This window comes from Flavobacterium celericrescens, assembly GCF_011392075.1.
Taxonomy (GTDB): Bacteria; Bacteroidota; Bacteroidia; order Flavobacteriales; family Flavobacteriaceae; genus Flavobacterium; species Flavobacterium celericrescens.
Window position 1 is genome coordinate 100132 of record NZ_JAAJBV010000003.1, and the last position, 13412, is coordinate 113543.

A 13412-nucleotide genomic window follows, 5' to 3' on the forward strand; every position below is an offset into this window, starting at 1 on the left:
GATATTTTAATTTATTCAAAATATGAAACCTCATAAAAAATTAAATTCTTGGATTAAAAGTTTTGAATTTGTTAAAGAAATATATTTAATTACAAATCGATTTCCATCTGATGAAAAATTTGGATTAACCTCACAAATAAGAAGAGCTTCTATTTCTGTTCCCGCAAACATTGCCGAAGGAGCTGCTAGAAAAGGCACAAAAGAATTTATCCATTTTTTACATATTTCATTAGGCTCATTATCTGAACTTGATACATTAATCTTATTAAGTAAAGAATTAGATTTTATCAACGAAAAAGAATGTGAACAATTAATTGAAAAATTAGACATCATTAGGAAAACTTATATATGGATTAATTAAAAATCTTGAACGTAAGTTGTGAAATGTGAGATATGAATTGTAAGTTATAAATAGCCTTGAACTTTTTACTTTTTACTTTTTACTTTTTACATCTCACATTTAACATCTCACCTCAAAGAGAAATATTCTGCTAATGGACCTAAAGCTAATGCTGGGAAGAAAGATAAAGCTGCTATAATTGCAATTACTGCAAAAACCATAACACCAAAAATAGTTGTATCCGTTTTTAAAGTTCCAGCACTTTCTGGAATGTATTTTTTATTAGCTAATAATCCTGCAATGGCAAGCGGTCCAATTATTGGTAGAAATCTTCCCAAAAGCAATACAATACCTGTTGTTATATTCCAAAATGGATTATTATCCCCTAAGCCTTCAAAACCTGAACCGTTGTTGGCAGCACTTGAGGTAAACTCATAAAGCATTTCAGAAAATCCGTGATTACCTGGATTGTTTAGCCAACCTGTAGCATTGCCACTGAACCAATATCCCATTGCGGTATCATTCGCCGCAAAATAAGAAGCTAACGCAGTTCCAGATAAAATTAATAAAGGATGAAGAATGGCAATAAAAGCGGCAATTTTTACTTCTCGTGCTTCAATTTTCTTACCTAAAAATTCAGGCGTTCTACCGACCATTAAACCGGAAATGAAAACAGCTAGAATAATGAAAACATAAAAGTTCAACCATCCCACACCACAACCACCATAAAAGGCATTGACCATCATGGATAATAACTGCATTGCGCCAGACATTGCCATAGAACTGTCGTGCATACTATTGACAGAACCTGTAGAAATTACTGTTGTTGCAATGCTCCAAAAACCTGAAATAGCGGGTCCGAAGCGTACTTCCTTCCCTTCCATTGATCCTGTTGCTTGAGTAATTCCCATCTTAGCAATGGCCGGATTTCCGCTTAATTCAGAGCTAATTGTTGGAATGACCAAGAGTAAAAATCCAATAGTCATTACACCAAAAACTACATAGGAAAGCTTACGTTTTTTAAGGTAAAAACCTAATGCAAATATCATTGCCAATGGAATAATCAATTGGGCCCAAAGTTCGACAGCATTAGTAAAATAAGTTGGATTTTCAAATGGATGTGCTGAATTCACTCCAAAGAAACCTCCTCCATTAGTACCAATATGTTTGATTCCAATAAATGCTGCAGCAGGTCCGCGAGAAACTTCAACCGTGTCGCCTTGTAAGGTTGTAATGGAATCTTTTCCTTCAAATGTCATTGGTGTTCCGCTGAAAATTAATATTACAGCAACAATTGCAGACAATGGTAATAAAATACGCGTACAACTTTTGATGAAATAATTGTAGAAATTACCCAAATGCTCGGTGGTTCTTTCTTTCATCGCATTGAAAACCATAGCAGCAGCTGCCATTCCAACACCAGCTGATACAAATTGCAAGAACATTAACATTAATTGTCCCAAATACGATAAACCTGTTTCCCCTGAGTAATGTTGTAAATTGCAATTGACCACAAATGAAATAGCAGTATTAAAGGCTAAATCGGGGCTCATTGAAGGGTTTCCATCAGGGTTTAATGGTAAATTTCCTTGAAAAAGTAGGACAAAAAAGCAAAGTATAAACCATCCTAAATTAACACTCAAAAGTGCTTTTAGGTGTTGTTTCCAATTCATTTCTTCTTTGTCATTGATACCACTTATTTTGAAAATAAAGCGTTCAATGGGATTAAATATTGGGTCTAAAAATGTTTTATCACCTAAATATACTTTTGCAATGTATTTTCCAACAGGGATTGCCAAAACTATGGTTAGAAGAAAAACCGCTACAACACCAAAAATTTCTGTGTTCATAATAAAGATTTGTTATTTAATAAATATTTTAATTTTATAATAAACGAGATAAGTCATGGCTATAACAAACAACCAAACGAATATCAAGAGGATCATTTGTTTCAATTTAGACTTGTTCATTTTTAAAATTTTTCAGGTTTAATTAAGACATAAACCAAGTAGCCAAATACAGCTAACGCGACAATAAATAGTGCTATCATAATTTATACTTTTTCAAAAAATTCGACGGATTTAAAACAGATTGCAAAGAGTAAAACACCCAATGCAAGTAAAAGAATAGTGCTTAACATATATTTAATTTTAGGGTTATTATTATACTGAACTAGCATTAATTTGCTTAATATATTCTGCCATTAAACCTTTTGGGAATAAATTTGATATACTACAATGTTGTATTTCCATAAAGGTTGAAACCGTATAAACATAAACTGTTGCAATTACTTCTTTAGTTTCATGGCTGCCGGTTTCTAAAAGGGATTCTGCTTTATTCAAGAGTTTTTTGGCTCTTACAATGTTTCCGGAAATAATAGCTTTGTTTGTGATTGCGGCAAAGCGTTCGGCCTGTTTGTAAATGGTATTCATTTTATTTCTCATACTGATGAAATTATTAGTTCTTCATCGCTTATGCCAAAAGGTGTTCCACAAACAAAAACAAACACCTAACACCTTATAAAACAACTAAATAAATATTATTTTAAGAAATGAAGCCAATAAAAAAGCCTATCAAAATGATAGGCTTTTATCAAAATAAGTAGTTTTTATTTCAATTGCTGTAGCTCTTTCTTGAGCGCATTTAGCTGCAATTGCAACGCTTCAATCTCAGAACGGTTATTGATTGCTTTTAAACTTTGGAATACTTCAATTTTAGTACCTTCCAAGCCATATTTTTTAAGTTGTAATATTATTTTTTTAGATAGATTGTCTTCATATTCATCAACCACTACATCAACAATTATCTTTTTTGCCTCGGCATCTATTGACGTGTGGATAACGTGGTGCGATTTTTCAATTTCATGCGCAATAAAATAGTTAACCCTATCGGTATAAACATTAACAGTCCATAGGTTATATGCTAAATAAAGCGCCGGTATAATTGCAATAAAAGCAAGTACGCCAAAATAGCTATTAATATGTTTGATTTTATTTTCTGAAAATGTAGAAAACTTCAAATAGCGAGTAATCAAATAACAACCCAAACAAATAAAAAGAGCATTGATAAAATATGTGTACAAGCCTCCTAAAATATATTCCCATTGCAATGTAGCTATACCATAACCAGCAGTACATAATGGCGGAATACAAGCAGTTGCAACTGCGATTCCAACTAAAACTCTATTGCCATCATGGCGAGAAATGGCTATCATTCCTGCCATTCCACCGATGAAAGCTAAAAAGATATCAAAAATTGTTGGCTTGGAAAAAGACAACAATTCAGCTGTTGCAATATGATAAGGAGAAAGCACATAATATAATGTAGCACATAAAATTGAAATGATTACTATTCGAAAAACATTTCTTAAACTCAATTGTAATAAATAGCTATCTAATGTTCCTAATGAAAATCCAATGCCAAAAATTGGTCCCATTAGAGGCGAAATTATCATTGCTCCAATAACTGCGGCTTTGGAATTGATATTTAAACCAATACATGAAATAAAAATAGCAAATGCCATAATCCACAGGTTAGTACCTTTAAAAAGGGCTCCTGTTTTTATTTCATCATACGTGATTTGTTCCGCTTCTTGATCAGTTTTTAAGTTTACAATGGTTCGGATATATCTTTTTACTACAGCTAACTTACTTGTCATATTATTTTAGATAACTTATAAATTATATTCTTCAATTTTTCGATACAAAGTAGCAATACCAATTTCAAGTAACCGAGCGGTTTCGGCTTTATTCCCTTTTGTATAATTTAAAACTTTTTGAATGTGCAATTTTTCTACACTACTCATAGAAAATGCCGACATTGATTTGACCGTATGATCTGATTGTTGTTGGATTTCATAAGGCAAAACATCAACCGTTAAAACATCTTCATTGGCTAAAATAACAGCTCTTTCAATTACATTTTTGAGTTCGCGTACATTACCTGGCCAATGATAAGCTTCTAACTTATGTCTAAAATTATCATCCACTCGCATTGCTTTTTTATTAATGGCGGAAGAAAATTTATCTACAAAAAAATGCACCAAAGGCGCCACATCTTTAACCCGTTCTCTCAATGGAGGAATATTGATTTCAAAAATATTTAGTCTAAAATACAAATCAGAACGAAAACGATGCGCCTCACTTTCTTGCTTCAAATCTCTGTTAGTAGCCGCAATTAAACGGAAATTGGATTTTTTGGGTGTTGTATCTCCAATTGGAATAAACTCATTGGTTTCTAAAACACGAAGTAATTTTGCTTGCAATTCTAGAGGCATTTCTCCTATTTCATCTAAAAACAACGTACCTCCATTCGCTTCTTCAATAAACCCTTTTTTATCCTTGATAGCCCCTGTAAACGCTCCTTGCTTGTGCCCGAATAATTCACTCTCCAAAATTTCCTTACTGAATGTACTACAATTTAACGCTACAAATGACTTATTGGCGTGTGTACTATTTTCGTGGATAGCTTGTGCAAAAACTTCTTTTCCAGTACCAGTTTCTCCAGTTAACAATACTGTTGAATTGGTTTTAGCCACTTTTTTAGCCAAATCAATAACTTGTTCTATTGCTTTAGATTTTCCAATGATGGTTTCAAAAGAGTACTTGTCAGCAATTCGCTTTTCGAGTTGTTTTACTTTCTTTTGTAGTTGCACTTTTTCAAATGCTTTATACAGTAACGGAATAATTTTATCGTTGTCATCCCCTTTTACAATATAATCAAAAGCACCATTTTTCATAGCTTGAACACCATCTGCAATATTGCCATAGGCAGTTAACAATATTACTTCAGTAAGTGGAAAACTAGCCTTAATTTTTTGAAGAAAATCAACACCATTACCATCAGGCAGCTTAACATCACAAAGTACCACATCTACATCGTTGTGTTCTAACTTCTTGAAACCCGATTTTAAATCAGCTGCTTCTAACACTTCAAAACCTTCAGCTTTTACAATTCTAGAAAGCAAACCTCGAAGTTTATCTTCATCGTCAATGATTACTATATTTTTCAAAAGGTTCTTAAATTTATTTATGCAAAATTAGCTATATTTTTTAATCTATTTACAAAGTTAGTCAATTACCAAACCTTTTGCCTTTAAGCAACAAAAAACATTGCATTCGATATTTAACAAGTCCAAAATAACAATCAGGCTAATATATTTCTTTGAGATTTTCCCACATAGATTGTAAAGATTTCTCACATTTCCAAAATCCGTGTTCCAAAAAATGAAAATCCGCAACCACCAGCGCTTTGCGCAGCAAATCCGTTTCATCCGCGTGCTAATTTATTGAAACATATAAGTCATATAAGTGAAAGTAAAATAAGTGCAACGCTAAGCTAATTTAAGTCTATTTAAGATTTTAAAGATTTCTCACATTTCCCAAATCCGTGTTCCCAAAATAAAAATCCGCTACCACCAGCGCTTTGCACAGCAAACCCGTATCATCCGCATGCAAAAAAAATGTCCATCATACATCCATATTACTTTTTTTTAATACTTTAGTAAAATCTTACACAAGAGCAATGTCGATTAAAACCTTATTACACAAGCCTGCCCTTACCCATGAAAAGTCATTAAAAACTTTGGTGGAAAACCGCACCATATTCTCGTTAGACCACTGCGAATTAAACATTTTTGAGACCTATCAAAAATCAGATTTAGTTCCTTTAAAGTTTAATGATTTGGTTGTAACCAGCATGTTACGAGGAAAAAAAGTCATGCATTTGTTTGAAGACCCAAGTTTTGAATACCTTCCGGGCGAAACCGTAATTGTGCCGTCGAATGCCGAAATGAAAATTGATTTTCCTGAAGCTTCAAAAGACAATCCTACACAGTGTATTGCTTTGGCAATTGACAATAATATCATTACCAATACATTGGATTTTCTTAATGAAAAATACCCAAAAGAAGGCAAAAGTAACTTGTGGAAATTGGATCACGAAAACTATTTCTTTTACAACAACGTTGAATTGGCAGGCACCATAAACAAGCTGATTAAAGAATGTATGGGAAATTCCATTACCAAAGACGCTATTGCGGATTTAACCCTACAAGAGTTAATCATTAGAATCATTCAAACGCAGACCACCAAGCGTTTTGAGAGCGATAAATACATTGACAGCAACAGTCCGATTACACCTGCTATTGCATTTATCAAAAGTAACATTAGAGAAAACATCAATCTCAAAGAATTGAGCGACAAAGCTTGTATGAGTACGACTTCTTTTTACCGCTATTTCAAACGAGAATTAGGCATGAGCCCTATAGAGTTTATCTTGAATGAAAAAATAAAATACGCCAAAAAACTACTAAGCAATCCCAACATCAACGTGTCCGAAGTATCCTATGCCACTGGCTTTGAAGATTGCAATTACTTCATCCGATTGTTCAAAAAATACGAAGGTGTTACACCAAAGCAGTATCAGTTGATGAATTATAATGGGTAAAAGAGTGATTAGTAAAGAGTGATTAGTAAAGAGTGATTAGTAAAGAGTATTACTCATTCAACTTAATTTCTTCTAGGTTTTGAGCTTCTTCTTCGGTAAATAATCTGTAATTTACTTTGAATGTTTTTCCGTAAGGGGTTTCTAATGAAAAACCGCCTGCTCCTATGCCATCGGTTACATCTAACGTAAAATGGGCATGTTTCCAATATTCAAATAGATCTTTGTCTACCCAAAACTCAAATCCTTTTATCGCTCCGATACATACATCGCCGTAGCGTAAATAAAACCCACCTTTTTCAAAACATTGGGGTTGGGTTCCCTCACAACACCCACCCGCTTGATACAACATCAAATCGCCAAACTTTTCGGCTAGCATGTCCAATAAATCCAATGCCTGCTGTGTGGCATCTAATCGTTTTACTTTTTCCATATTTTAAATTTAAACAATAAACACAACAACACATTCATTAAAGATTATAAAAATTCCTAAAATTTCTCAAATCCGTGTTCCTAAAAATAAAAATCCGTCACCACCACCGCTTTGCGTAAACAAACCCGTATCATCCGCGTGCTAAGTAAACGTGTTCCAAAAAATGAAAATCCGCTACCACCAGCGCTTTGCACAGCAAACCCGTTTCATCCGCGTGCTAAAAAAACAAACCCAGCATTACACTGGGTTCATCAATCATCTACTAAAAGAAACCTAATTTGTTTTTGTTGTAAGAAATCAACATGTTTTTGGTTTGACGGTAATGGTCTAACATCATTTTATGGTTTTCTCTACCTATACCCGATTGTTTGTATCCTCCAAATGGCGCACCCGCTGGATAGGCATGGTATTGATTTACCCAAACACGACCTGCTTGAATTGCTCTAGGTACTTGGTATAATTCGTGAGCGTCACGTGTCCACACACCTGCTCCTAACCCATACATCGTATCGTTTGCGATTTCGATAGCTTCTTCAGTGGTTTTGAAAGTCGTTACAGCCAATACCGGTCCAAAGATTTCTTCTTGGAAAATACGCATTTTATTATGTCCTTTAAACAATGTTGGTTGGATATAATAACCACCCTCTAAGTCACCACCTAAATGATTTACATCACCACCACATAATAATTCAGCTCCTTCTTCTTTTCCTAATTTGATGTACGAAAGAATTTTGTCTTTTTGAATTTGAGAAGCTTGAGCTCCCATCATTACGGTTGGGTCTAATGGGTTCCCCATTTTAATAGCATTAACACGAGCCAATACTTTTTCTATAAAACGATCGTAAATAGATTCGTGGATTAACAATCTAGACGGACACGTACAAACTTCTCCTTGATTTAGGGCAAAAAGAGCGACACCTTCCAATGCTTTGTCTAAGAATTCATCATCAGCATCCATTACAGATGGAAAGAAAATATTTGGTGATTTACCTCCTAATTCTAACGTTACTGGGATAATATTTTCGGTTGCATATTGCATTACCATTCTACCTGTAGCTGTTGAACCTGTAAACGCTGCTTTAGCTACTTTAGGATTCGTTACTAAAGTTCTTCCTAATTCTGCACCAAATCCGTTTACAACATTCACTACCCCTGCTGGAATTAAATCCCCAATGATTTCCATTAAAACCATAATTGAAATTGGAGTACTCTCTGCTGGTTTTAATACCACACAGTTTCCTGCTGCAAGCGCTGGAGCTAATTTCCATACCGCCATTAAGATTGGGAAGTTCCAAGGAATAATTTGTGCAATCACTCCAATTGGTTCGTGCATGATGATAGAAACTGTATCTTTATCTAATTCAGTAATCGAACCTTCTTCAGCACGAATTACACTTGCAAAATATCTAAAATGGTCAATAGCCAATGGAATATCTGCAGCCATCGTTTCACGAATTGCCTTTCCATTATCCATTGTTTCAACTGCCGCAATGTGAGCTAAGTTTGCCTCTATACGATCTGCAATTTTATTCAACATAATACTACGTTCAGTAGCCGATGTTTGACTAAAGCTTTTGAACGCTTCATCTGCTGCATTTACAGCCATTTCAATATCCATTTTAGCAGAATGTGCTGCCTTAGCCATTAATTTACCATCTACAGGAGAAAGCACTTCAAAATATTGCCCCGTTGAAGGCGCAGTCCACTTTCCGTTGATGTAATTATCATACTTCTCTTTTAATTGAGGTCTTTGAACTAAATTACTCATAATTTTAAATGTTTAGGTTTGTTATTCAAAAGTAGCTTCAATATCAATCTTAAAATAGCACTTTTTTTGCATTTAATAGCACAAAATTGATAGTACCAAAATTTTATAAGCAAAAAATTATATAAATAATAATTTAATGCTTAATTATTTGTTGGATTGGTAAAGAAGAGAAAAGAGAAAAGAAAAAAGAGAAAAGAACACTGATTACTGAACACTGAACACTGATTACTGATTACTGAACACCGAACACTGATTACTGAACACTGATTACTGAACACTGAACACTAATACTAACAACTTGTTCAAAAATTCTAAATTCTAATTTCTAAATTCTAATTTTATGAAGTATCTTTGCTTTTTTTAAAATTCGATACAAAAATGCGTATATCTTACAATTGGTTAAAACAATTTATAAAAACGGAATTAAAATCTGAAGAAATTGCTGATATTCTAACCGACTTAGGTTTAGAAGTTGAGGGTGTTGATGCCTTTGAAAGTTTAAAAGGAGGATTACAAGGTGTGGTGGTTGGACAAGTTCTAAGTTGTGAAAAACATCCAGATGCCGATAAATTAAAAATAACTACTGTTGATTTAGGCGATGGTAATGCGCCTGTTCAAATTGTTTGTGGCGCTCCAAATGTGGCTGCTGGTCAAAAAGTACCTGTGGCTACTATTGGCACAAAATTATATGATAAAGAAGGTAACGCATTCGAAATTAAAAAAGGAAAAATTCGCGGTCAAGAAAGCCACGGAATGATATGTGCAGAAGACGAATTAGGCTTAGGCGAAAGTCATGACGGGATTATGATATTAGCAGAAGATTTAAAAGTAGGTACACCTGCTTCAAAAGTATTCAATATTGAATGTGATGAAGTATTTGAAATTGGTTTAACGCCTAACCGCGCCGACGCTATGTCACACATGGGAGTAGCGCGCGACTTACGTGCAGGTTTATCACAAAAAGGAACAATTTCTGAATTAATAACCCCATCGGTAAGTAAATTCAAAGTAGAAAAGCGCATTTTAAAAATCGATGTTAAGGTTGAAAATGAAAAACTAGCTCCTAGATATTGTGGGGTAACTATTTCTGGTATTACTGTAAAACCTTCACCAAGCTGGTTACAAAACCGATTAAAAGCCATTGGATTAACGCCAAAAAACAATGTGGTGGATGTTACTAATTATGTATTGCATGAATTAGGTCAACCCTTACACGCTTTTGATGCAGCACAAATAAAAGGGAATAAAGTAATTGTAAAAACTGTTGCCGCTGGCACAAAATTCACTACCCTAGACGATGTTGAACGCACACTACACGAAGAAGATTTGATGATTTGTGATGAAAGCGGTCCGATGTGTATTGCAGGTGTTTTTGGTGGAAAAACTTCAGGTGTTTCAGAAAGCACACAAGCTATCTTTTTAGAAAGTGCTTACTTTAATCCCGTGTCAGTTAGAAAAACAGCGAAAAGACATACCTTGAGTACTGATGCATCATTCCGTTTTGAAAGAGGAATTGACCCAACCATTACAGAATATGCTTTAAAACGTGCAGCAGTACTTATACAAGAAGTTGCTGGCGGTGAAATCACTTCAGATATAATAGATATTTATCCTAAAAAGATTGAAGATTTTAGCGTTTTCATCCATTTCAATAAAGTAAATAGAATTATTGGTGAAGAAATCAAACCAGAAACTATTAAAAAAATATTGGCTTCGTTAGATATTAAGGTAATCTCTATTTCTGATGCTGGTTTAGGATTAATCATTCCGTCGTATCGTGTGGATGTTACAAGAGAAATTGATGTTATTGAAGAAATACTACGCGTGTATGGATACAACAATGTGAAAATTCCAGCAAAATTAAATGCTACGATTTCAAACGCATTACGCACAGAAGAATTCAATGTACAAAATATTATTGCAGATCAGTTGTGCTCATTAGGCTTTAATGAAATGATGGCCAATTCATTAACAACACCAGATTACGTTAAATTATCCGAAAAATTAAAAGCGGAGTTTAATGTTTTAATGTTGAATCCGTTGAGCAATGATTTATCAGCCATGCGCCAGTCGTTATTGTTTTCGGCATTAGAAGCCGTTTCTTTCAACATCAACAGAAAAAGAAGTGATTTGAAATTCTTTGAATTTGGGAAAACTTACCACAAATTACCAGCTTCTTATGATGAAGAAAAACATTTGACTTTGACTGCAACAGGAAATAGATACACTGAAACATGGACTAAACCACAAGAGAAATCTGATTTCTTCTGGTTTAAAGGGTATGTTATGAGTGTTTTAACCCGTTTAGGATTAGACAAAAAGATAACTGCATTGCCTTTTGAAAATGATGTTTTTGCAGAAGGATTGGCATTAGCCGTTGGTAAAGAAATCATTGTGGAATTTGGTACCGTAAAGAAATCTATTTTAAAACACTTTGACATCAAACAAGAAGTATTGTATGCTGATTTTAACTGGGGGAAAATTCAAAAATATGTATCCAACAAAATCAAGTTTACCGATATTCCAAAATACCCAGAAGTAAGACGTGATTTTGCATTGTTAGTTGATGAAAATATACAATTTGAACAAATCTTCAACATCGCAAAACAAACTGAAAAAGGCTTACTAAAAGACGTGAATTTATTCGACGTATACCAAGGGAATAACTTGCCAGAAGGTAAGAAATCATACGCCGTAAGTTTCATCTTACAAGACGATTCCAAAACACTAACCGACACTCAGATTGATAAAATCATGAGCAAGTTGCAAAGTAATTTTGAAAGTCAATTAGGCGCGAGCTTGAGATAGTGGTCAGTGAAGAGTGATTAGGCTGAATTAGTTGCTACATCAAAATAAAAAAACTCCCGACTCATTTGATTCGGGAGTTTTTTTATTACAAAATTTCCTCAAAATTCACTATTTTTACGCCATGATAAAAGTCGTTTTAATTGGTTCTGGAAATGTGGCACAGCACTTAATTCAGGTGTTGTTACAGGCTAAAGATGTGGATTTGGTGCAAGCGTTTGCGCGTACACCAAATCATTTGTCGCATTTGCTTCCAGAAACTAAAATTACCGCTGATTATCAAAAAATTACGGAAGCTGATTTGTATATCATTTCGGTTTCGGATAATGCTATTGCGGAAGTTTCTTCGCAATTGCCTTTTGAAAATCGTTTGGTAGTACATACTTCGGGTTCGTCTGCCCTATCCGTTTTGAATGATAAAAACAGAAAAGGTGTTTTTTATCCGTTGCAAACATTTTCCAAAGGCAAAGAAATCGACTTCGCTCCTATTCCTATTTGTTTGGAAGCAGAAAATGAAACCGATTACCTACTTTTAGAAAAATTAGGGAATTGTATTAGTCAAAAAGTTGTGCGCATCAACTCAGAACAGCGTAAAAGCTTGCACGTAGCTGCGGTTTTTGTTTGTAATTTTGTGAATCATTTGTACCAAATTGGGAATGAAATTTGCGAAGAAAATAATGTTCCGTTTGAAGTATTGCATCCTTTAATTCAGGAAACAGCACACAAAATAATGGAACTTTCGCCCAAAGAAGCGCAAACAGGTCCTGCCTTACGAAACGATACCAAAACCATTGTAAAACATTTAGATTTCTTAGAAAATCCAAAATATAAAGAACTATATCAATTACTTACACAATCCATACAAAATGTCAAAAAGTTATAAAGAGCTCATGAACCAAATCACCACTTTCGTCTTTGATGTAGATGGAGTGTTAACAGACGGAACCATTCACGTAACCCCAACTGGCGAAATGCTTCGCAATATGAATATCCGAGATGGTTATGCGATGAAAGCCGCTGTAGAAAATGGATACACCGTATGTATTATTTCTGGCGGAAGTAACGAAGGTGTGTTTTTGCGTTTACGAAATTTAGGCATTACCGATATTCATTTAGGTGTTTCAGACAAAGTTGAAACCTTTAAAGAATTCACCGATATTTACAATATTAAACCCGAAAACGTGTTATATATGGGAGATGATATTCCTGATTATCACGTAATGAAATTGGTAGGGTTACCTACATGTCCACAAAACGCTGTGCCTGAAATCAAAGGACTTTCCAAATACATTTCGCACATAGAAGGCGGAAAAGGTGCCGTTAGAGATGTAATTGAACAAGTAATGAAAGTACAAGGCAAATGGATGGAACATTTTGATGCGAAATTTGATTAAAAGTTGATTTTAACGCAATGAACACAAAGACTTTTCGTAAAGGACGCAAAAAAATTGTGATTGACATTGTGTGACTTTGAGCTAAATAATGAACCATATAAGTCATATGAGTAAAATTTAAGTTATGTTTTACTTCAATTAAAGTTCATAAAAGATTATAAAAAATTTATTCAATCAGCGTTCCAAAAAACCCGAAACCTGAAACCTGAAACCTGAAACAAAGAAAAC

Annotated in this window: 12 protein-coding genes; 5 read left to right on the forward strand and 7 right to left on the reverse strand. The window is 34.2% G+C overall.

Annotation, left to right across the window (positions count from 1 at the left end):
* The first annotated feature begins 22 nt into the window (after positions 1-22).
* Positions 23-361, forward strand: coding sequence for a four helix bundle protein (locus tag G4L40_RS05250; protein ID WP_166236106.1), 339 nt, complete (start codon positions 23-25; stop codon positions 359-361).
* A gap of 107 nt (positions 362-468) precedes the next feature.
* Here G4L40_RS05250 and kdpA read toward each other — a convergent pair whose 3' ends face one another.
* The 5 genes from kdpA to G4L40_RS05275 all read right to left on the reverse strand — a co-directional run bounded on the left by kdpA (position 469) and on the right by G4L40_RS05275 (position 5351).
* Entirely contained in the window at positions 469-2190 is a 1722-nt protein-coding gene (gene kdpA / locus G4L40_RS05255) for a potassium-transporting ATPase subunit KdpA (RefSeq protein ID WP_166236107.1), read from the reverse strand.
* Positions 2191-2312: 122 nt separating this feature from the next.
* A complete protein-coding gene (gene kdpF / locus G4L40_RS05260; RefSeq protein ID WP_091314114.1) occupies positions 2313-2390 on the reverse strand; it encodes a K(+)-transporting ATPase subunit F in 78 nt (25 codons plus the stop codon).
* 112 nt (positions 2391-2502) lie between these two features.
* Positions 2503-2784, reverse strand: coding sequence for a DUF7674 family protein (locus G4L40_RS05265; RefSeq protein ID WP_166236108.1), 282 nt, complete (start codon positions 2782-2784; stop codon positions 2503-2505).
* A 164-nt stretch (positions 2785-2948) separates the two neighbouring features.
* Positions 2949-3998, reverse strand: a complete 1050-nt coding sequence (locus G4L40_RS05270) for a DUF389 domain-containing protein (RefSeq protein WP_166236109.1) — start codon at positions 3996-3998, stop codon at positions 2949-2951.
* Between the two features lie 15 nt (positions 3999-4013).
* Positions 4014-5351 (reverse strand): sigma-54-dependent transcriptional regulator, encoded by a 1338-nt coding sequence (locus G4L40_RS05275; RefSeq protein WP_166236110.1) that lies wholly within the window; start codon positions 5349-5351, stop codon positions 4014-4016.
* A 512-nt stretch (positions 5352-5863) separates the two neighbouring features.
* Here G4L40_RS05275 and G4L40_RS05280 point away from each other — a divergent pair.
* Positions 5864-6787 carry an AraC family transcriptional regulator gene (locus G4L40_RS05280; protein ID WP_207785331.1) on the forward strand — a complete coding sequence of 308 codons (924 nt, stop codon included), beginning with the start codon at positions 5864-5866 and terminating at the stop codon, positions 6785-6787.
* A gap of 49 nt (positions 6788-6836) precedes the next feature.
* Here the strand turns inward: G4L40_RS05280 and G4L40_RS05285 are convergent, their stop codons facing one another.
* A complete protein-coding gene (locus tag G4L40_RS05285; protein ID WP_166236111.1) occupies positions 6837-7217 on the reverse strand; it encodes a DUF779 domain-containing protein in 381 nt (126 codons plus the stop codon).
* A gap of 262 nt (positions 7218-7479) precedes the next feature.
* Complete coding sequence (locus G4L40_RS05290; protein WP_166236112.1) at positions 7480-8985, reverse strand: aldehyde dehydrogenase family protein; 1506 nt, start codon at positions 8983-8985, stop codon at positions 7480-7482.
* 378 nt (positions 8986-9363) lie between these two features.
* Between G4L40_RS05290 and pheT the strand changes: the two genes are divergently transcribed.
* The 3 genes from pheT to G4L40_RS05305 all read left to right on the forward strand — a co-directional run bounded on the left by pheT (position 9364) and on the right by G4L40_RS05305 (position 13184).
* Entirely contained in the window at positions 9364-11793 is a 2430-nt protein-coding gene (gene pheT / locus G4L40_RS05295) for a phenylalanine--tRNA ligase subunit beta (RefSeq protein ID WP_166236113.1), read from the forward strand.
* A gap of 121 nt (positions 11794-11914) precedes the next feature.
* Complete coding sequence (locus G4L40_RS05300) at positions 11915-12673, forward strand: Rossmann-like and DUF2520 domain-containing protein (RefSeq protein ID WP_166236114.1); 759 nt, start codon at positions 11915-11917, stop codon at positions 12671-12673.
* A complete protein-coding gene (locus tag G4L40_RS05305) occupies positions 12657-13184 on the forward strand; it encodes a KdsC family phosphatase (RefSeq protein WP_166236115.1) in 528 nt (175 codons plus the stop codon). The genes G4L40_RS05300 and G4L40_RS05305 overlap by 17 nt, the downstream gene beginning before the upstream one ends.
* Positions 13185-13412 lie beyond the last annotated feature (228 nt).